Consider the following 18,832-nt stretch of genomic DNA (forward strand, 5'->3'; position numbering starts at 1 on the left):
GAGAGAGTCGAGCCCTATTGCTGCTCGGAGAGCATCCGATAGCGACGTTGACTGGCCATCATATGGGCGCGCATCGCCTGGCGGGCGCGATCCGGATCCTGATCGGCGATGGCCGACAGGATTTCGACATGTTCGGCATAAACCTTTTGAAGATAGTCGCGGTCATTGGCCTCGGGCAGCGTCGGAAACTGGCCGCGGGGGATGGCCTTGGGGCCGAATTGGCGCAGGACATCGACATAGAATCGGTTGTTCGTGGCGGCGGCAATCGCCATGTGGAAGGCGTAATCCGCCTCCACCGTCTGCTGCCCTGTTTCGATCAGGTTTGCCATTCTGCGATTGGCATCACGAATGGCCGCCTCCTGCTCGGCGGTGCGGCGATAGGCGGCAATCGCCGCCGCTTCACCCTCTGCCGCCATACGAAACTCCAGCAATTCCAGGGTCTCCGGAATGCTTTTGATTTCCACCGGCGTCAATGACAGGACAGAATTTGCCTTCGGATCTGCGACAAACACCCCTTTGCCCTGGATCGGCTTGACGAAGCCCGCCGACCTGAGATCGGCAATCGCCTCGCGCACCACGGTGCGGCTGACGCCGAACGTCGCTTCAAGCTGCGGCTCGGTCGGCAGTTGGTCGCCGACCCGCAGCTTCCCCGTCTCGATCTGCGCCCGCAGCTGATCGATGACCTGTTGCGCCAGTCTTTCTCGCCCACGGCCGAGTGTCGTCATCTTCCGTTCCCCAATCCCTTTGCACTCAAGTCTCCCGCTCGGGCCTTGTCAACCGTATCAGACTTCGCTAGATCATAATACGACATACGGGCGACATAATATGTCTCCTACAGTAATCCAGGGAGGAGTGACAATGAAGCATTTTTCTAAAGGCTTGTTCGTCGGCGCCGTTTTCGGCGCCCTGACGATCGCCGCACCGCAGCTGCAGGCCGCCACGCCGCAGGACCAGCTGGTGATCGGAACATCGCTGGCCCAGGTTCTGTCCCTCGATCCGCAGCAGGCGACCGAAGGCAAAGCGGTCGAGATCATGTCGAATCTTTACGACCGGCTGGTCGCCAGCACGGCGGACGGCAAGATCCTTCCGCAGCTGGCGGAAAGCTGGAAGGTTGACGACAAGGGCATCACATTTACGCTGCGCAAGGCCAATTTCGCCTCCGGCAACCCGGTCACCTCGAAGGACGTCGTCTATTCGCTGGCACGGCTCTTGAAGATGGATCAGGCCGCTGCCGCCAACCTCAAGCGCGTCGGTTACGACAAGAACAATGTCGAAAAGCTCGTCAAGGCGGTCGACGACCAGACTGTGCGCATCGATCTCTCCGACCAGGTGACCGCGGAGCTTCTGCTCTACCGGCTGACGACGACCACCACCAGCGTGGTCGACAGCGTCGAGGTCGAGAGCCACGCCGTCGACAATGACTACGGCAACGCCTGGATGCGGACGCATTCGGCCGGCTCCGGCCCGTTCACCCTCAACCGCTGGTCTCCGAACGAGCTTGTCATTCTCGACGCCAACAAGGGTTATGTCGCCGGCGCTCCGAAGATGAAGCGCGTCATCGTCCGCCATGTACCGGAAAGCCAGGTCGAGCGGCTGATGCTGGAGCGCGGCGATATCGATATTGCCAGTGCGCTCACGGCCTCCGATCTTGCGACCTTCCAGGCCAAGCAGGGCTTCGCCATTCAGCGTATTCCGACTGGCGGCTTCTACGTGCTGTCGATGAATGCCGGCAACCAGTACCTCGCCAATCCCAAGGTCCGCGAGGCCATTGCTTACGGCATCGACTACAAGGGCATCGAGAAGACGATCATGGGGCCTTACGGACGGGCAAGAACCGTTCCCGTTCCGGAGAACTTCGAATATGCGATCCCGAGCCCGGATTGGCATCTCGACGTCGAAAAGTCCAAGCAGTTGCTGAGCGAGGCAGGTTTCAAGGACGGCTTCTCGTTGACGCTGAAGACCATTGCGCAAACGCCGCGCATCGATCTTGCCACCGCCATCCAGGCATCGCTTGCCCAGGTCGGCATCAAGATCGACATCCAGCAGGGCAACGGCTCGGAAATCATTGCCGCCCATCGCGCCAGGGATTTCGATCTGCTGATCCCGCAGACCAGCGCCTACATGCCGAACGTGCTCGGTTCGATGGAGCAGTTTTCCTCCAACCCCGACAACTCGAAAGAGGCCAACAATGCCGGCAATTTCGTCTGGCGCTCGGCCTGGGACATTCCCGAACTGACGGCCCTGACGGCGAAGGCATCGATGGAGCCGGACGCCAAGAAGCGCGGCGAACTCTACGTTCAGATGCAGAAGATGTTCATCGAGCAGAAGCCGGCCGTGCTTCCGCTTTTCGAGCGCTTTGAGCCGATCGTCCTGACCAGCAAGGTTCAGGGATATGTCGGGCATCCGTCGCAGTTAACGCGTCTCGAGAACGTGACCAAGGTAGAAACCCAGTAAAGACTCCCAGGACAGCCGATCATGAAGGAACTCTCCGTAGCCGAATTTGGCCGACGCCTGGCGCATTTGCTGGTCAGCCTGTTCATTCTCCTCTGTGTGACCTTCGTGATCGGCCGCGTCTTGCCCAACGATCCGGTCGGCGCGATTGTCGGCGAGCTCGCCGATCCCGCCGCCTACGCGGCGATGCGGGCCCGCCTGGGGCTCGATCTGCCGATCTACCAGCAGTTTTTCCTCTATCTGAACGGGCTGGCGCATGGTGACTTCGGCACTGCCGTGCTCACCGGCAATCCCGTCTCCTCAGACCTCGCCCAAGCGTTTCCGGCAACATTCGAACTGGCGACGCTGGCGGTGATCATTTCGACATTCGTCGGCGTGCCGCTCGGCCTGGTCGCAGCTTTGTTTCGCGACAGCTTCATCGACAAGATAGCCCGGGTGGTGGCGCTCGTCGGGCATTCGATCCCGGTCTTCTGGTTCGGCATCGTCGGGCTCGTCATCTTCTATGCCGGCCTCAACTGGGTCGGCGGGCCGGGCAGGATCGATGTGTTTTATGAAGGCCTCGTCACGCCGAGGACCGGCCTGCTGCTGATCGACAGCCTGCTGCAGGGCGAGACGGAAATCTTCTGGAATGCGCTCGGCCACATCATTCTGCCTGCCATCATCCTCGCCTATGCGGCGATGGCCTATATCACCCGCATGACACGCAGCTTCACCCTGGAGCAGTTGAGCCAGGATTATGTCATCGCAGCCCGCGCAAAGGGTGTGAGCCCCTTCGGCACGATCTGGCGCCACGTCCTGCCGAACATTGCCGTGCAGCTGATTACCATCCTGGCCATTTCCTATGGCGGGCTGCTCGAAGGCGCTGTCGTGACCGAAATCGTCTTCTCCTGGCCGGGCATCGGCCAGTACATGACGAACGCCCTCATGATCGGCGACATGAACGCCATCGTGGCTGGCACCATCATCGTGGGATTCATCTTCATGCTGTTAAACTTCCTCGCCGACGTCGCTTACGCCGTCTTCGATCCGCGCATGCGGGAGGCAGCCCGATGAGTGACGCCATCCGCACTGACATTCATATCCGCCCGCCAAGCGTGTCGACCCGCATCGCGGCGTCGTTTGCGCGCGCCGGCCGCAAATTGGCTGCCGAGCCGCTTGGCCTTGCCGGTTTCATCATCCTCGGCCTACTGTGCCTGATTGCGATCTTTGCGCCGCTTCTGGCGCCTTATGATCCGGTCGTGCAGTCGCTTGGCGATGCCTTGCAGGCCCCGAGCCTCGCGCATTGGGCCGGCACCGACGAATTCGGCCGCGACATCCTAAGCCGCCTGATCTTCGGCACGCGCATCACCATTCAGACCGTGCTTTCGATCTCCCTGATCGTCGGGCCGATCGGCCTGCTGATCGGGGTCGTCGCCGGCTTCTTCGGTGGGCGCACCGATGCGCTGCTGATGCGGGCGACCGATATCGTTCTGTCCTTCCCGTCGCTGATCCTGGCGCTGGCTTTTGCGGCAGCGCTCGGCGCCGGCCTGACCACGGCAATCATTGCGATCTCGCTGACCGCCTGGCCGCCGATTGCCCGGCTTGCGCGCGCCGAGGCGCTGGTCGTCAGAAACGCCGACTATGTGGTCGCCGCCCGCCTCTACGGCGCCTCGCCGTTGCGCATCCTTCTCCTCTACATCGCGCCGATGTGCGTTCCATCGGTCATCGTTCGCCTGACACTCAACATGGCCGGCATTATCCTGACGGCGGCGTCGCTCGGCTTCCTCGGCCTCGGCGCGCAGCCGCCGGCGCCGGAATGGGGCGCGATGATCTCCAACGGCCGCAAGTTCATGCTGGATTACTGGTGGGTCGCCGTGATGCCGGGTGTCGCCATCCTCCTCACCAGCCTCGCCTTCAACATCGCCGGAGATGCTCTGCGCGACCTTTTGGATCCCCGCCATGCCCGATCGTGAAATGAATGACCATGATCTGCAACCCGTTCTGTCCGTCAAAGGACTGAGCGTTCGCTTCGGCCGTGGCGCCGTGCCCGCCGTTTCCAATGTCAGTTTCGACGTCGGGCGCGAACGTGTCGGCATCGTCGGAGAATCCGGTTCTGGCAAATCGACGACGGGCCGCGCCATCATGCGCCTTCTGCCGCCCGCAGCGGTCGTCACCGCCGAACGCCTGGACCTCGGTGGCGATCCGTTGCTTTCCAAAAGCGAGCGGCAAATGGGTGCGCTTCGCGGCAAGGATATCGCGCTGATCATGCAGGATCCGCGTTATTCGCTGAATCCGGTGCTCTCGATCGGCAAGCAGGTCGCCGAAGCCGCCCGCCTTCATCTTGGTCTTGGCAAGACCCAGGCGCTTGACGCGGCCCGCGCCATGCTGGAGCGCGTGCGCATCAGCGATCCGGATCGGGTCATGGCGCTTTATCCCCACCAGATATCGGGCGGCATGGGCCAGCGCGTCATGATCGCCATGATGCTGCTGGCGCGGCCGAAGCTTGTTATCGCCGACGAACCGACCTCGGCGCTCGATGTCAGCGTTCGCAAGGACGTGCTGCTGTTGCTCGATGAACTGGTCCGCGAGAACAATTCCGGCCTGCTGTTGATCAGCCACGACATTCGCATGGTGGCGGCCTTTTGCGAGCGCATCATCGTCATGTATGCAGGCCGCATCGTCGAGACGCTGACCAGTCTCGAAGCGGCCCGCCATCCCTATACGCGCGGGTTGATAGCCGCGTTGCCCGACCCGAAGAACCCGGTTCGCCGGCTGGCGGTTCTCGACAGGGCGAAACTCGATCTGGAGACGGCGCAATGATCAATGTCCGCGACCTCGATGTCGTCTTTGCCTCCGGCAAATCCAGCAACCATGTCGTCAGGGGCATCAGTTTTCAAGTCGCCCAGGGAGAGACGCTCGGCATTGTCGGCGAATCCGGATGCGGCAAATCGACGGTGCTGCGTTGCCTTGCCGGAATGGAGTCCGGCTGGGCCGGGCAGATCGAGCTTGGCGGCAGACCGATCGGCAAGCAGCGCTCCCGCGAGGAACTGAAGTTTGCCCAGATGGTCTTTCAGGACCCTTACGGATCCCTGCATCCGCGCCATCGCATCGGCACCGCGCTCGCCGAGCCGCTGCGCGCCATGCGCCATTCCGATATCTGGTCGAAGGTCGAAAAGGCGTTGATCCAGGTGGGACTGCCCGCGAGCTTCGCCAATCGATTTCCCCATGAGCTTTCCGGCGGTCAGCGGCAGCGCGTGGCGATCGCCCGAGCGCTGATCCTGTCGCCGCCCATCCTGCTGCTCGATGAGCCGACATCGGCGCTCGATGTCTCGGTCCAGGCCGAAATCCTCAACCTGCTTGCCGATCAGCGTGAGGAAAAGGGACTGACCTATTTGCTCGTCAGCCACGACCTCGCGGTCATCGCCCATATGTGCGATCGGGTGTTGATCATGAAGAACGGTTGTTTCGTCGACGAACTGAGCAGGGAGGATCTGCAGGCCGGCACCACGCATGATGCCTATGCGCGCGAACTGTTCGAAGCGAGCTTCATCGAAGCCTGATATTTGGGCTGACGGCTGCGACGCTACGCCTTTCGACGAGGTGGCAGGCAAGCTCGACGCGGCGGCGCGGCGCGGCCAGGCCGAGCATCATGTCGCGCAGCAGATCGAGGGCGGTGGCGCCGAGTTCGCGCATCGGGATATGCACCGTCGACAGTGGCGGATTAAGAAAGGCCGACTGCGGCAGGTCGTCGATACCCATGACGGAGACATCTTGCGGCACGGCATAACCCATCGCCTGCAATCCGCGTACTGCGCCGTTGGCAAGGCTGTCGCCCGCCGTCAGGACGGCGGTGAAGGAGAGGCCCTTGTCGCGGACAAGTCGGGTGAGAGCCTCGGCGCCGAGTTCCGGCAGCCAGTCGTCGACCTCGAGCACCAGATCGGTATCGGCCTTCAGCCCATGATGCTGCAGGGCATCGCGCCAGCCTTCCAGACGCCGCTCGATCGTTCGCCGTCCCGGCCGCAGCATGAATAGGATGCGTTCATGCCCTGTTTTGATCAGGTGCTCGGCGGCGATGAAGGCGGCCGAGCGATTGCAGGGCGTCACGCTCGAAAGCCGCATATAGGGATCGTCGCTATTGACGAGCACGACGGGCTTGCCGAGACCGGCGGCTGCCGCCAGCATATCCTCCTCGTCGACGGTCAGGATCAGCATGCCGCCGAAACTCGGATCATCCCGCATCTCGGCGACGACGCGCGCTTCATCCCCCTCGTCGGCGACCGGTCGCATCGCCAGTTCGATGCCGAGGGCCGCCGCCCGCGCATTCAGGCCTTCGAGCACATAAAGCGTGAACTGGTTGCGCACATAATCGATCATCGCCGCGCCGGAGGCGACGAGCATGACCTTTTTGCCGGCGACGCTTCCCGGCACGGCGTAGCTGACGGCACTTGCCGTTTCCAGCACCAGCTTGCGAATGTCCGGCCTGACGCCCTTTTCGCCGGCCAGCGCCCGCGACACCGTGCTGATCGAGACGCCGCACCGGGCGGCGATATCGTCGAGACGCGTGCGTCTGCCTTTTTTCTCGTCCGCCGCCATGTCGTTCTCCTCGCTCCCATTCCTTTATGCAAAAATCTTTCAGATTGCGCAAACGGAATGCCTATGCACAATTGCCCAAGAGGAGTCCGCGACAAGCGGCAGAGCAGGGAGGCTTTGAAGATGCGGCTTGACCGCCAGTCCATGCGTCGGCGTTTCCGACGTCTCACGGCTCGAGCGAGCTGAAGCATGACCGCTGAGAAATCCCATCTTCGCCGCGCCACCGGCAAGCAGAGCCCGATTGTCTATTGGCAGCTCGGCCACCTCTCGCAAGAGCGCTACGACGTCGCCGACCGGCCGATGGAAGGCAGGATGGATCCGTTTTTCTTCGTCACCAAGACGAAGAACTTCATCCCGCACGAATATCCCTGCCGCACCGAATTCAAAAAATCGTTCTCCGGCCGAAGACCGAAACCGACCGCCGTATTCGAACCCGTTCGCTGGTGGCTTCCCTTTGCCTCGCCGCGTGTCGATCTCTCCGGCTTCTGGTTTCGCCCGACCCGCATCGGCTGCTGGGCGCGCACTTTCCTCGATGCCCGCTCAGCGGCGCGAGCCACACTTCGCCTGTCGACCTGCGGCGGCGCCATCCTTTTCGTCAATGGCCGCGAGCAAGGCTTCATGGCGCCTTACGAGCGCAATCTGGAAGCCCAGCAGCTTTTCGAGGTCGAGCTTTCGGACGGCCCCAACGAGATCCGCATCTTTTTCGACGATCTCGCCGAACGCGACGCCCGCTTCTATTTCCAGCTGGATTATCTCGACGGTCCTGAGGTCGAAACCGCTGTTCCTGTTCCGATCGCCGCCGATGCTGCGGACGGCCTGGAGGCGATCCTCGAAGGCATGCGCTTCGACCGCACCGCCTATCTCGGCGAGGACGTGACGATCCTTTTCCCCGTGCCGCTGCCGGTGGCGCTGAGCTGCCATGTCGAGATCGAAGGCGACTTCATGTCGAGCGAGCGCTTCGACTATGACTTCGCGCTCGAGGAAGGCGCTACCAAGCTGGCGCTTGGCACCTCGGCGCGGATGCCCGCCGATTTCCGCCATTTCCGCATCACCTTCAAGGCAGGTGAACTTTCCGTCGGCCGCACACTCGGCGTCGAGATCTGTCATCCCCAACGCCAGGGGCAAGCGCCCGCCGCGCTGGAGGACCGCGTCGCCGAGGCACTTGAAGAAGTCGCCGCTCATTCAGAGCCGGATACTGTCTGCGCTTTCGCGCGTTTGGCTCTGGGGCAGGGCGGTGAGGAGACCGAAGCGATGATTTCGGCCATGCTGCCGGTCATCGAGGATTGCCACGACTGCGCCGATTTCGTGCTGGTGCCGCTGCTCTTTGCCTATACCCGCTGGAGCGATCTGCTGTCGCAGGCTCTCAGGCAGAGGATCGAACACGCCGTTCTCAATTACCGCTATTGGATGGACGAGCCGGGCAACGACGTTCAGTGGTATTTTTCGGAAAACCACGCGCTCCTCTTCCACACCGCCGCCTATCTCGGCGGCAAGCTTTTCCCCGATGCCGTCTTCGTTCGTTCCGGCCGTACCGGCGCCGAGCAGATGAAGGTCGGCGAAGAGCGCGTCCGCGCTTGGCTCGATCATTTCGAGCGCTGGGAAATGGCCGAGTGGAATTCCGTTCCCTATTTCCCGATCGACCTCAAGGGCCTGACGGCGCTCGCCGCCTGCGCGCCGGATGAGGCGATCCGCGCCCGGGCGAGTGCCAGCATCGTCCGCCTGATGGAGATCGTCGCCCGCTCGGCCCATCACGGCATGCTGACCGGCAGCCAGGGCCGCTCGTACGAACATACTCTGCGTCCCGGCCGCTCGGTGGAACTGTCCGCCATCGCCCGGCTGCTCTGGGGCCGCGGCTGGTACGGCCGGCGCGTCCATGCGCTGCCGCAGCTTGCCGTCTGCATCCGCGATCATGGCCTGCGTTTTCCAGAAGCACTTGCCGAAATCGCCGCGCACCAGTCCGACGACGCGCAGGAATGGACATTCTCGCAGGGCGAGAACAGTTTCGCCGCGCTCTATCACTATAAGACGCGCGACACCGCGCTCGGCACCATCGCCCATTATCGCCCCGGCGCCTGGGGTTATCAGGAGACGGTGCTGCATCTGCGCTTGGGCGACCGGCCGGAAGCGCAGATCTGGATCAACCATCCCGGCGAAACCATTCAGTTCGGCTACGGCCGGCCAAGCTTCTGGGGCGGCTGCGGGACGCTGCCGCGTGTGCACCAGTATCGCGATCTGGCGATCCTCGATTTCGCCATCCATGAGGGCCAGCCGGATTTCACCCATGCCTGGTTTCCCCTCGAAGCCTTCGACGACACGATGGTTGAAGGCAACCTGGCGCTCGCCCGCTCCGGCAACGGGTTTGCAATGCTGATCGGCAATGGGGCGCTGGAGCCGGTGAAGCAGGGCCCGACCACCGATATCGAACTGCGCCTCGCCGGCCGTAACGGCCGTTGGATCGTCCGCCTCTCCGATCTTGAGCGCGAGGGTGGCCTCGACGGAATGCAGGCGCGTTTCGCCACGCTTTCGGCCCGCCGCGATGACGAGGGCGCATTGATCGTCGTCGATCCGGATTATGGCCAGGTCGTCTTCGAGGAGGACGGCACTGTGCGCGCCGAAGGCCGTATTCTTCGTCCTTCGGACTGGTCGGTGCGGGGAGACGCGGTACATTTGGAAATACCCGGCAGGCAGCCTCGGCGCGCCGCCTCGTAGACGAGATGTCCGGCAGGCGGAGGACCGGCCGGGCAGGGGAATTCATCGGTCAAGAGGAGGAGAAAATGACCAGAATGAAATCGATCGGCGCGGCTTTGGCTGCTGTTCTCATGAGTTCCGTTGCCGCCCATGCCGGCGACGTGCGCATCATGTGGTATTCCGACGGCGGTGAAGGCGCTGTTATCAAGGATCTGCTGGCGCGCTTCTCCAAGGCCAATCCCGACATCAACGTCATCCTCGACGAGGTCTCCTACGACGTCGTCAAGGAACAGCTGCCGGTGCAGCTCGAAGCCGGCAAGGGGCCGGATATCGCCCGCGTCACCAATCTGAAGGCGCAGGCGCAGCACTGGCTTGATCTTCGCCCCCTCCTTGCCGACGCGAAATATTGGGACGACAATTTCGGCGCCCAGGCCGACTGGATGCGCCCTGACGGCTCGAACGCCATCACCGGCTTCATGACGCAGCTGACGCTGACCGGCGGCTTCGTCAACAAGACGCTGTTCGAGCAGGCCGGTGTCGAAATCCCCGGCCCGAAGGCAACCTGGGATGACTGGGCGGCGGCCGCCAAGAAGGTTGCGGACAGCCAGAAGGTCTTCGCCATGGCGATCGACCGCTCCGGCCACCGCGTCTCTGGCCCGAACATTTCCTACGGCGCCAACTATATCGCCGCCGACGGCAAACCGGCGCCGATCGATCAGGGCGCCAAGGAATTCCTCAGCCGCTTCGTCAAGTGGAACGAGGACGGCATCGTCAACAAGGATGTCTGGGTGAGTGCTGCCGGCACCACCTATCGCGCCGCGGCCGAAGACTTCATCAATGGTGGCCTTGCCTATTATTATTCGGGCAGCTGGCAGATCTCGGGCTTCGCCCAGAAGATCGGCGACAGTTTCGATTGGGTGATGGCGGGAAGCCCCTGCGGTACGGCCGCCTGCACCGGCATGCAGGGCGGCGCCGGTCTCGTCGCCGTCAAATATACCAAGAACCCGAAGGACGTCGCCAAGGTGATGGATTACCTGGCAGGCGCCGACGTGCAGAAGGAATTCGCCGAGCGGAGCCTGTTCATTCCGGCGCATAAGGCGGTGGCGGCCGGCCAGATGGACTTCAAGACCGACAATCCGCATGTGCAGGCGGCGCTGAAGGCCTTCGTCGAATCCGCCGGCCAGACGGCCGCACCCGCCATGAAGCTGCCGGGCTGGAAGTGGTCGGACGCCTATTACAGCGCCATCGTCGCCCGCATCAGCCAGGTGATCGCCGGCGAAATGAAGCTCGACGACGCCTATGCCCGCATCGACGAGGACATCAAGGCCAAGGTCGCCGGCAACTGACGGAAGAACAGATGGCGGAGAAGACGGTTACTTCTGAACCGCCGGCGAAAGCCGGTCTGCGGCAGGCGCTCGTTGCGCCTGTCCGGCTTGCCATGGGGCTGGTCGACGTTCCCATGCGCGCCTGGCAGAAGCTGACGGGGCTGAACGGCATGGCGGGTGTCTTCCTGGCGCCCAACATGCTGATCTTCACCGTCTTCGTGCTCCTGCCGCTGGTCATCAACTTCCTCTATTCGACGACGAGCGGCAGCGGCATCTTCCTGCAGAACAGGACCTATGTCGGCGCCGACCAGTATCGCATCCTCTTCGATTGCGGCTCTTATCTCGACCCTTCGACCTGCGCGGCCGACACCTTCTGGGCGGCTGTGCGCAACACCGCCGTCTTCGTCGTCTTCCAGGTGACGGCGATGCTGATCGCGGCGCTGGCAACGGCTTTGATCCTCAACCGCGAGCTTTCCAATCGGGGCTTCTGGCGGGCCGTGTTCTTCTTTCCGGTGCTGCTGTCGCCCGTCGTCGTCGGCCTGATCTGGAAGTGGATCTTGCAGCGCCAGGGCCTGCTGAACTATGCGCTGAGCCCCTTAGGCTTCGAACCCTTCTCCTGGCTCAGCGATCGTTTCTGGGCCTTCTTCTTCGCCGTCTTCGTCTCGGTCTGGGCGCATATGGGCTTTTACGCGCTGATCCTGCTCGCCGGCCTGCAGGCGATCCCGCGGGATCTCTACGAGGCGGCTGCGATGGACAAGGCAAGCCCCACCCGCATCTTCCGGCGCATCACTTTGCCGCTGCTGATGCCGAACCTCATCGTCGTCCTGGTCCTGGCGTTGATCCGCGCCGTGCAGATCTTCGACGAGGTCTTCGTGCTCACCGGCGGCGGGCCGGGCACCAGCACCATGTACATCACCCAATATATCTACGAGACCGGCTTTGCGAGTTCACTGCGCAATCCGGGGCTCGCTTCGGCCGCCTCGATCCTGATGGGCATCGTGCTCGTCATCCTGACGCTGGTCCAACTCGGAGCCAGCAGCCGTAACGAGAAAAAGGGAACACGCCAATGAGCGCTGTCGGCACGTTCCTGCTGCGCCGCCGCGGCCGCGGCTGGCACTGGACGGATGTCGTCACCTGGATCTGGCTGATCTCGGGCGTCTTCCTGATGTTCGGCCCGGCCGTCTGGCTGGTCTTCTCCTCCTTCAAGACGCCGGCCGCCCTTGCCGAGTTCCCGCCATCCTTCCTGCCCTATGTCACCGAACAGGCCGTGGTGCCGGGTTACGACAAGCCGCTGCCGCTCTATACCGTGACGATGCCCGATGGCAGCAGCCGTGTGCTCGCCGAAGTCCGCCGCATCGGCATCATCGGCCAGATGGTCGATCCGAAACAGCCGGGTGAAATCGTCAAGGCGAACATCAAGGACCGCACCCCGGTGCGCCAGGTCGAATTCGCCGCCGGCAATTACACCGAGCCGTTCCAGCGCTTCGATTTCTTCCTGTTCCTACGCAACTCCGTCTTCGTGACCGTCATCGCGACGGCGATCACGCTGCTGGTCAATTCAATGGCCGCCTTCGCGCTGTCGAAATACCAGTTCCCCGGCCGCACTGCCGTTATGCTGATGATCCTGGCGACGCTGATGGTGCCGCTTTCGGTCATCGTCGTGCCGCTCTATTCCGTCATCGGCACCTTGAACCTCTTCGACAGCCTCTGGGGCGTCATCCTGCCGACGGTCGCCACCCCGACGGGTGTCTTCCTGCTCCGGCAATATATGCTGACCATCCCCGACGAGCTGATCGACGCCGCGCGCATGGACAAGGCCAGTGAATGGCAGATCTACTGGCGCATCATCCTGCCGCTGTCGGCGCCGGCGCTTGCGGTGCTGGCGATCTTCTCGGTCGTCTGGCGCTGGAACGATTTTCTCTGGCCGCTGATCGTGCTGTCGCGCAAGGAACTCTATACGCTGCAGGTCGGTCTCAACGTCTATGCCGGCGAGCTCAACGTGCAATGGCACTACATCCTCGCCATGACGGTCGTCTCGATGATCCCGGTCGTGCTGATCTTCGTCTTCCTGCAGCGCTTCATCACCACGGGCATTGCCGGCTCGGGACTCAAATAGTCAAACAGGAGAGTGCATGAGCGGGCTCGAGCTCAGGAACATTGTCAAGAATTTCGGCACCGTCGAGGTCATCCGTGATGTCTCGCTTGCCGTCGACGATGGCGAGTTCGTCGCTTTCGTCGGCCCTTCCGGTTGCGGGAAATCGACGCTGCTACGTCTGATCGCCGGCCTCGACAAGCCCACAGGCGGCAGCATCGCTATCGACGGCAAGGATGTGACCGAGATCGGCGCCGCCGACCGCGGCCTTGCCATGGTCTTCCAGTCCTATGCGCTCTATCCGCATATGAGCGTGCGGGAAAACCTGGCCTTCGGTTTGGAGAATACCAAGGTGGCCAAGGCCGAGATCGAAGCGCGCATCGCTGACGCCGCCCGCATGCTGGAAATCGAGCCCTTCCTGCAGCGCCGTCCCGGTCAGCTTTCCGGCGGCCAGCGCCAGCGCGTGGCGATCGGCCGCGCCATCGTCCGCCGGCCGGATGCCTTCCTGCTCGACGAGCCATTGTCCAATCTCGACGCCGAACTCCGGGTCAGCATGCGCGCCGAACTCGCCGCCCTCCACGCCCGCCTGAAGGCGACGATGATCTACGTCACCCACGATCAGGTCGAGGCGATGACGCTTGCCGACCGCATCGTCGTGCTTCGAAGCGGCAGGATCGAGCAGGTGGGAACGCCGTTGGAACTATACAACACGCCGGCCAACCGCTTCGTCGCCGGTTTCATCGGCGCGCCGCACATGAATTTCCTGGAAGGTGCGATCATCGGCCATGAGAATGGTTTCGCCGAGGTGGAAACCGTCGGCGGCCACCGTCTCTCGGTGATTGCCAAAGAGACGCGCCCAATCGGCGAAAGGGTCAGCATCGGCATCCGGCCCCAGCACATCACCCTTGCCGATGGAACTGGTGCGCGCAAGCTGGACACCCGCATCACTCTTGTCGAGGAACTGGGCTCGGAGACCGTCGTCCACGCCGACGCAGGTGGAAAGAAGCTCATCGCCGTTTTTGCCGGCCAACAACGGATGAAATCAGGCGACAGCCTGCCGCTCCATCTCGATCCCGCTGTGCTGCACCTCTTTGGCGAGGACGGCCGGCGTCTGTCTTGAGCGCGCAAGAAAGGCCCGCGCCGAAGCGCGAGCCGGAAATTTTCAAATCAAGACAGCTTTACTGGCTGTTCTTGTGGCTCTGTTGACCAGCTTTTACATGCTGTTCATGGCTGCCGCCGCGGGTCCCGCTGGACTGCGCGTCGCTGCCACCTGAAGAGGAGCTGCGGGCGTTGGAGTCGTTCTTGTGACTCTGCTGCCCAGCTTTGACGTGCTGTTCGTGGGTTCCACCTTGGTTTGCCATACGGTTCTCCTTCGGTTTGAACGAGGCCACGTCGACCCCGAGGGAAGAACCTCGCTGAGGCGCATGTGTTCCCAATTTTAATATTTCGTGACCTCGTTTCGAAAACAGCGATGAGGAAGCGGACCGGGCGGGTAGGGAGCTCGCCTGCCATTTCGTTGGCCATCGGGAGAAAGCGGAAAAATCCCGATGTTTTCCAGCACCGTCGCGTCCGCTTAGCGCGGCCCGCAACCTCGCTTTGACAATGCCCGGTGGTGGCGGGAAGGTTCCGCAATCCACCCGATCCACCCATGCCGGAAGAGCCGCTGCAGCCCGCCGCCTCTTTCCAATTGACCTTGTCGCACTAGCTTAAAAGGCATGCAAAGAAAGGAGAAACCCATGTCCGACGCACCGAATACGGCGACCCCGGCGCGAAGAGTGTTGCGTGGGCGCCCCTATAGCATCAGCGAATTTGCCAGGAAATACCGGCTTGATGACGAGGAGGCCAAGCGCCTCTACGAGAAGTTCGGCCCCTCCGCAACCGAACTCGATCTGCTGATGGCGGCCAAGCGGCGCCCGCCGGGCTTGCCCACCAGTCTCGACGCCTGACGGCCGCCCCATGAGGATCCGCACCGGAAGCTGTCTATGCGGGGCGGTTGCCTATCGCGTGGAAGGCGAACCGCTTCGTGTCGGCCTCTGCCACTGTGCCGATTGCCGCAAATCGAGCGGCTCCGCCTTCGTCTTCTTCGCGGTCTGGCCGCGCCGGGCTTTTTCCCACAGCGGCGAGATCGCCACCTTCGCCGGTCGCAGCTTCTGCCCCGCCTGCGGCGGCAGGCTGTTCTGCCTGCAGCAGGAGACGACAGAAATCCGCCTCGGCTCGCTCGACGATCCGCCGAGCGACCTTGCGCCGGACTACGAAGTCTGGATTAAACGGCGCGAGCCCTGGCTGCATCCGCTGCCGGGCGCGGGGCAATATGCCGAAGATGCTGACTGACGTGCGCTTCCCCGCCAAAACTTGACTTTCCTTACCAATATTTCATTTCCCCCGTCCGCAATTCCGTGCCACTTCGGCGGCAATGCTAATGCCCGGTTCATCTGCGCTGTGCTTATTTCGCAGCGGGGCCGAGACGGCTCCCGACTGATCGAGGATGACATGAACGATACCGGAGCCAGCAAGAAGACCGGGGCAGAGACAAACGGCGCGTCCGATCTCGCAGCGGTCCTTGCCGCATCGGGACGGCAGGGCAAGCGCAGCCGCTGGCGCGGACGTCTGCTTATTCTGCTGATTCTCGTCGCTGCTGCAGCCGGCGCCGCATACTTCTATGTGGGGCGCGGGCAAAGCGAAGTGAGCTATGCCACCCAGCCGGCAAAACGCGGCGACCTGACGGTGCTCGTCACCGCCACCGGCTCGGTGCAGCCGACCGAGCAGGTCGATATATCGAGCGAACTTTCCGGCACGGTCCGCGACGTCAACGTCGATTACAACAGCACGATCAAATCGGGCGACGTGCTGGCGCAACTCGACACCAACAAGCTCGAGGCGGATGTGAAGAGCTCACGCGCCAAGCTCAATTCGGCCAAGGCGAATGTCGCCAAGGCCAATGCCGACCTGCAATCAGCAAGCACCTCGCTCGAGCGGCTGAAGAGCCTGGTCAAGAGCAACGTCTCCACCCAGCAGAGCCTCGACGACGCCAGCTACAAATATGATTCCGCCGTCGCCGCCAAACAGATCAACGAAGCCGAGGTCCTGGCCTCGGAGGCCGATCTGCAGCTTGCCGAGGTCAATCTCGCCAAGGCGAAGATCATCTCGCCGATCGACGGCGTGATCCTCACCCGCGCCGTCAATCCGGGTGCGACGGTCGCAGCCTCGCTTTCGGCGCCGATCCTTTTCACCATCGCCGGCGATTTGAAGAAGATGGAGCTGCAGGTCGATGTCGACGAGGCCGATGTCGGCCAGATCGCTGTCGGCCAGAAGGCGAAGTTTTCAGTGGACGCCTATCCCGACCGGAGCTTTCCGGCTGAGATCGAGCAGATCCGCTTCGCCTCCGAAGTGGTCAACAATGTTGTGACCTATAAGGCGGTCCTCTCCGTCGACAATGCCGACCTCTTGCTACGTCCCGGCATGACGGCGACGGCCGACATCACCGTCGAAGCTGTCAAGGACACGCTGATGGTGCCGAACACCGCGCTACGTTATGCTCCCCCGCAAGCCGAAAGGCGCGGCCGCGGCATTTTCGGGATCTTCGGCCCACCACGTCAGCGCGGCGGCAATTCAGGTCAGGCGTTGACGGGAGCGCAGCGGCGCGTCTGGGTGCTGCGCGACGGCCGGCCCACGCCTGTCGTCATCCAGGTCGGCTCGTCCGACGGTCAGTTCACCCAGGTCGCCTCCGGTGACCTCAAGGAAAACGACGCATTGGTGACCGACGCCACGACGCGTGCGAACTAGGCGGAGAGACGGATGGCAAGCCCGCCGCTCATCGAATTCAGGCAGGTCTCGAAAATCTACGGCGAAGGCGAAGCGGCGATCCGCGCGCTCGACCATGTCGACCTTGCAATCAACACTCACGAATTCGTCGCGATCATGGGTCCATCGGGCTCCGGCAAGTCGACGGCGATGAACATCCTCGGCTGCCTCGACGTGCCGAGTGCTGGCGATTACATCTTCGAAGGTATTCCGACTAGCGGCTTCGACCGAAGCCAGCTGACGCTTCTGCGCCGCCATATGCTCGGCTTCGTCTTCCAGGGCTTCAACCTGTTGTCGCGCACCTCGGCCGTCGAAAATGTCGAGCTGCCGCTGATCTATCGCGGGATGGCGGTGCGCGAGCGGCGCGAACGGGCCCGCGAAGCCCTGGCGCTGGTCGGGCTGTCCGGCCGCGAACATCACAAGACCCAGGAACTATCGGGCGGTCAGCAGCAGCGCGTCGCCATCGCCCGCGCCATCGTCACCGAACCGGCGCTGCTGCTCGCCGACGAGCCCACGGGCAATCTCGACACGAAAACCAGCATCGAGATCATGGATCTGATGACCCGGCTGAACCGCGAGCAGGGCATCACCATCGTCATGGTCACGCACGAACCCGATATCGCCGCCTATGCCCAACGGCTGCTGCGTTTTGTCGACGGCAAGCTGGAGACCGAGGTCGAGCATCGCAGGAGGGCGGATCATGTTCTTTGAGACGCTGAAGCTGGCGCTGCGCGCCATCAGCCGAAACATGCTGCGCTCGTTCCTGACTGTGCTCGGCGTCGTCATCGGCGTCGCCGCCGTTATCGCGCTGGTGACGATCGGCAATGGCACGACCGCACAGGTCTCGACCGAACTGTCGCGGCTCGGCACCAACATGCTGTTCGTCCGCCCCGGCCAGTTCGGCCCCGGCCGGGCGAGCTCCGAGGCCAAACGCTTCAGCGTCAAGGATGTCGCCGCCATCCGCGATCAGATCGGCGGCCTTAGAGCCGTGGCGCCGCTCAACCAGTCCACCGCGACCGTGATTTTTGGCGGCCAGAACCATTCGACCAGCGTCTCCGGCACCACCAACGACTATTTCGTGGCGCAGGATTGGAGCCTGGCGCTCGGCCGCAATTTTACCCCCGCCGAGGAACGCGGCCAGTCCCGCTGCATCATCGGCGAGACGGTGCGTTCGCAGCTCTTCGGCGCCGCCGATCCGATCGGTCAGCAGATCCGCGTCGGTAAGGTTTCATGCCCGGTTATCGGCGTGCTCGCCAAGCGCGGCCAGTCCGGCATGGGCACCGACCAGGACGATGTCGTCATCATGCCGGTCAAGGTGTTCCAGCGGCGCATCAGCGGCAACAGCAACGTGCCGCAGATCATCATCTCGGCGCGCGACGGCGTCTCCACAGCCAAGGTGCAGTCCGATGTCGAAGATCTGCTGCGCGAGCGCCGCAAGATCGTGCCCGGCCGGCAGGACGATTTCAACGTCAACGACATGACCCAGATCGCCGAGGCGATGACCGGCACGACGACGTTGCTGACCGGCCTGCTCGGCGCCGTCGCCGCCATCAGCCTGCTCGTCGGCGGCATCGGCATCATGAACATCATGCTGGTCTCCGTCACCGAGCGCACCCGCGAAATCGGCATTCGCCTGGCGATCGGCGCGCTCGAAAACCAGGTGCTGACCCAGTTCCTGGTCGAAGCGGTGGCGCTGTCACTGTTCGGCGGCATCACCGGCATCGTGCTTGGCCTGAGCCTCGGCTTCGGCGCGGTGACGCTCCTAAAAGTCCCCTTCGTTTTCAGCCCGATGATGGTCGCCGTCGCCTTCCTCTTCTCCGCCGCAATCGGCATGATCTTCGGCTATTTCCCGGCAAGACGGGCGGCACAGCTCAATCCGATCGAGGCGCTGCGGCATGAGTAAAAG

General features: G+C 62.9%; 18 protein-coding genes. 15 read left to right on the forward strand and 3 right to left on the reverse strand.

All coding sequences use genetic code 11. The features are described from left to right. Nucleotides 1-14 precede the first annotated feature (14 nt). Complete coding sequence (locus HJB83_RS21495) at nucleotides 15-725, reverse strand: FadR/GntR family transcriptional regulator (protein WP_207584176.1); 711 nt, start codon at nucleotides 723-725, stop codon at nucleotides 15-17. 133 nt (nucleotides 726-858) lie between these two features. Here HJB83_RS21495 and HJB83_RS21500 point away from each other — a divergent pair, with 133 nt between their 5' ends. From HJB83_RS21500 to HJB83_RS21520, 5 genes are read left to right on the forward strand one after another with little or no spacing between them, the layout of a single operon-like run. Beyond that, nucleotides 859-2,454 carry an ABC transporter substrate-binding protein gene (locus HJB83_RS21500; RefSeq protein WP_207584177.1) on the forward strand — a complete coding sequence of 532 codons (1,596 nt, stop codon included), beginning with the start codon at nucleotides 859-861 and terminating at the stop codon, nucleotides 2,452-2,454. A gap of 21 nt (nucleotides 2,455-2,475) precedes the next feature. Then, nucleotides 2,476-3,504 (forward strand): ABC transporter permease, encoded by a 1,029-nt coding sequence (locus HJB83_RS21505; RefSeq protein WP_221132592.1) that lies wholly within the window; start codon nucleotides 2,476-2,478, stop codon nucleotides 3,502-3,504. Continuing rightward, nucleotides 3,501-4,403, forward strand: coding sequence for an ABC transporter permease (locus tag HJB83_RS21510; RefSeq protein ID WP_221115950.1), 903 nt, complete (start codon nucleotides 3,501-3,503; stop codon nucleotides 4,401-4,403). Before HJB83_RS21505 ends, HJB83_RS21510 begins: the two co-directional genes overlap by 4 nt. A 1-nt stretch (nucleotide 4,404) precedes the next feature. After that, the gene (locus HJB83_RS21515; RefSeq protein ID WP_207584311.1) at nucleotides 4,405-5,250 is read left to right on the forward strand and encodes an ABC transporter ATP-binding protein; all 846 of its coding nucleotides are present in this window, start codon (nucleotides 4,405-4,407) and stop codon (nucleotides 5,248-5,250) included. Continuing rightward, nucleotides 5,247-5,990, forward strand: coding sequence for an ABC transporter ATP-binding protein (locus tag HJB83_RS21520; RefSeq protein WP_207584180.1), 744 nt, complete (start codon nucleotides 5,247-5,249; stop codon nucleotides 5,988-5,990). Before HJB83_RS21515 ends, HJB83_RS21520 begins: the two co-directional genes overlap by 4 nt. Here HJB83_RS21520 and HJB83_RS21525 read toward each other — a convergent pair. Then, nucleotides 5,977-7,023 carry a LacI family DNA-binding transcriptional regulator gene (locus HJB83_RS21525; RefSeq protein WP_207584181.1) on the reverse strand — a complete coding sequence of 349 codons (1,047 nt, stop codon included), beginning with the start codon at nucleotides 7,021-7,023 and terminating at the stop codon, nucleotides 5,977-5,979. The two genes, HJB83_RS21520 and HJB83_RS21525, sit on opposite strands and share 14 nt — an antisense overlap. Nucleotides 7,024-7,209: 186 nt before the next feature. Between HJB83_RS21525 and HJB83_RS21530 the strand changes: the two genes are divergently transcribed. The 5 genes from HJB83_RS21530 to HJB83_RS21550 all read left to right on the forward strand — a co-directional run bounded on the left by HJB83_RS21530 (nucleotide 7,210) and on the right by HJB83_RS21550 (nucleotide 14,245). Next, entirely contained in the window at nucleotides 7,210-9,729 is a 2,520-nt protein-coding gene (locus HJB83_RS21530) for a hypothetical protein (protein ID WP_221132593.1), read from the forward strand. A gap of 65 nt (nucleotides 9,730-9,794) precedes the next feature. Beyond that, nucleotides 9,795-11,054, forward strand: coding sequence for an ABC transporter substrate-binding protein (locus HJB83_RS21535; RefSeq protein ID WP_207584183.1), 1,260 nt, complete (start codon nucleotides 9,795-9,797; stop codon nucleotides 11,052-11,054). An 11-nt stretch (nucleotides 11,055-11,065) separates the two neighbouring features. Beyond that, nucleotides 11,066-12,103 carry a carbohydrate ABC transporter permease gene (locus tag HJB83_RS21540; protein ID WP_221132594.1) on the forward strand — a complete coding sequence of 346 codons (1,038 nt, stop codon included), beginning with the start codon at nucleotides 11,066-11,068 and terminating at the stop codon, nucleotides 12,101-12,103. Beyond that, a complete protein-coding gene (locus HJB83_RS21545) occupies nucleotides 12,100-13,149 on the forward strand; it encodes a carbohydrate ABC transporter permease (protein ID WP_207584185.1) in 1,050 nt (349 codons plus the stop codon). The genes HJB83_RS21540 and HJB83_RS21545 overlap by 4 nt, the downstream gene beginning before the upstream one ends. A 16-nt stretch (nucleotides 13,150-13,165) precedes the next feature. Then, nucleotides 13,166-14,245, forward strand: a complete 1,080-nt coding sequence (locus HJB83_RS21550) for an ABC transporter ATP-binding protein (RefSeq protein ID WP_221132595.1) — start codon at nucleotides 13,166-13,168, stop codon at nucleotides 14,243-14,245. Nucleotides 14,246-14,303: 58 nt separating this feature from the next. Here the strand turns inward: HJB83_RS21550 and HJB83_RS21555 are convergent, their stop codons facing one another. Further along, entirely contained in the window at nucleotides 14,304-14,486 is a 183-nt protein-coding gene (locus HJB83_RS21555) for a hypothetical protein (RefSeq protein WP_221150716.1), read from the reverse strand. Between the two features lie 375 nt (nucleotides 14,487-14,861). Here HJB83_RS21555 and HJB83_RS21560 point away from each other — a divergent pair, with 375 nt between their 5' ends. The 5 genes from HJB83_RS21560 (at nucleotide 14,862) to HJB83_RS21580 (ending at nucleotide 18,829) form a co-directional block, all read left to right on the forward strand. Continuing rightward, entirely contained in the window at nucleotides 14,862-15,071 is a 210-nt protein-coding gene (locus tag HJB83_RS21560; RefSeq protein WP_164015325.1) for a hypothetical protein, read from the forward strand. Nucleotides 15,072-15,081: 10 nt separating this feature from the next. After that, nucleotides 15,082-15,456, forward strand: a complete 375-nt coding sequence (locus tag HJB83_RS21565) for a GFA family protein (protein ID WP_207584193.1) — start codon at nucleotides 15,082-15,084, stop codon at nucleotides 15,454-15,456. Nucleotides 15,457-15,615: 159 nt separating this feature from the next. Next, a complete protein-coding gene (locus HJB83_RS21570) occupies nucleotides 15,616-16,908 on the forward strand; it encodes an efflux RND transporter periplasmic adaptor subunit (protein WP_221115956.1) in 1,293 nt (430 codons plus the stop codon). Between the two features lie 12 nt (nucleotides 16,909-16,920). Then, on the forward strand, nucleotides 16,921-17,637 hold the full coding sequence (locus tag HJB83_RS21575) for an ABC transporter ATP-binding protein (protein WP_221132597.1): 717 nt from the start codon (nucleotides 16,921-16,923) through the stop codon (nucleotides 17,635-17,637). Continuing rightward, a complete protein-coding gene (locus HJB83_RS21580; protein WP_207584196.1) occupies nucleotides 17,627-18,829 on the forward strand; it encodes an ABC transporter permease in 1,203 nt (400 codons plus the stop codon). Before HJB83_RS21575 ends, HJB83_RS21580 begins: the two co-directional genes overlap by 11 nt. The last annotated feature ends 3 nt before the right edge of the window (nucleotides 18,830-18,832 follow it).

The organism is Rhizobium sp. NZLR11, assembly GCF_019685115.1.
GTDB lineage: Bacteria > Pseudomonadota > Alphaproteobacteria > Rhizobiales > Rhizobiaceae > Rhizobium.

What these genes read in the sequence shown, in the direction of transcription:
- HJB83_RS21495 (WP_207584176.1), bottom strand. Translation starts at nt 725, where the DNA reads ATGACGACACTCGGCCGTGGGCGAGAAAGACTGGCGCAACAGGTCATC.
- HJB83_RS21500 (WP_207584177.1), top strand. Translation starts at nt 859, where the DNA reads ATGAAGCATTTTTCTAAAGGCTTGTTCGTCGGCGCCGTTTTCGGCGCC.
- HJB83_RS21505 (WP_221132592.1), top strand. Translation starts at nt 2,476, where the DNA reads ATGAAGGAACTCTCCGTAGCCGAATTTGGCCGACGCCTGGCGCATTTG.
- HJB83_RS21510 (WP_221115950.1), top strand. Translation starts at nt 3,501, where the DNA reads ATGAGTGACGCCATCCGCACTGACATTCATATCCGCCCGCCAAGCGTG.
- HJB83_RS21515 (WP_207584311.1), top strand. Translation starts at nt 4,405, where the DNA reads ATGAATGACCATGATCTGCAACCCGTTCTGTCCGTCAAAGGACTGAGC.
- HJB83_RS21520 (WP_207584180.1), top strand. Translation starts at nt 5,247, where the DNA reads ATGATCAATGTCCGCGACCTCGATGTCGTCTTTGCCTCCGGCAAATCC.
- HJB83_RS21525 (WP_207584181.1), bottom strand. Translation starts at nt 7,023, where the DNA reads ATGGCGGCGGACGAGAAAAAAGGCAGACGCACGCGTCTCGACGATATC.
- HJB83_RS21530 (WP_221132593.1), top strand. Translation starts at nt 7,210, where the DNA reads ATGACCGCTGAGAAATCCCATCTTCGCCGCGCCACCGGCAAGCAGAGC.
- HJB83_RS21535 (WP_207584183.1), top strand. Translation starts at nt 9,795, where the DNA reads ATGACCAGAATGAAATCGATCGGCGCGGCTTTGGCTGCTGTTCTCATG.
- HJB83_RS21540 (WP_221132594.1), top strand. Translation starts at nt 11,066, where the DNA reads ATGGCGGAGAAGACGGTTACTTCTGAACCGCCGGCGAAAGCCGGTCTG.
- HJB83_RS21545 (WP_207584185.1), top strand. Translation starts at nt 12,100, where the DNA reads ATGAGCGCTGTCGGCACGTTCCTGCTGCGCCGCCGCGGCCGCGGCTGG.
- HJB83_RS21550 (WP_221132595.1), top strand. Translation starts at nt 13,166, where the DNA reads ATGAGCGGGCTCGAGCTCAGGAACATTGTCAAGAATTTCGGCACCGTC.
- HJB83_RS21555 (WP_221150716.1), bottom strand. Translation starts at nt 14,486, where the DNA reads ATGGCAAACCAAGGTGGAACCCACGAACAGCACGTCAAAGCTGGGCAG.
- HJB83_RS21560 (WP_164015325.1), top strand. Translation starts at nt 14,862, where the DNA reads ATGTCCGACGCACCGAATACGGCGACCCCGGCGCGAAGAGTGTTGCGT.
- HJB83_RS21565 (WP_207584193.1), top strand. Translation starts at nt 15,082, where the DNA reads ATGAGGATCCGCACCGGAAGCTGTCTATGCGGGGCGGTTGCCTATCGC.
- HJB83_RS21570 (WP_221115956.1), top strand. Translation starts at nt 15,616, where the DNA reads ATGAACGATACCGGAGCCAGCAAGAAGACCGGGGCAGAGACAAACGGC.
- HJB83_RS21575 (WP_221132597.1), top strand. Translation starts at nt 16,921, where the DNA reads ATGGCAAGCCCGCCGCTCATCGAATTCAGGCAGGTCTCGAAAATCTAC.
- HJB83_RS21580 (WP_207584196.1), top strand. Translation starts at nt 17,627, where the DNA reads ATGTTCTTTGAGACGCTGAAGCTGGCGCTGCGCGCCATCAGCCGAAAC.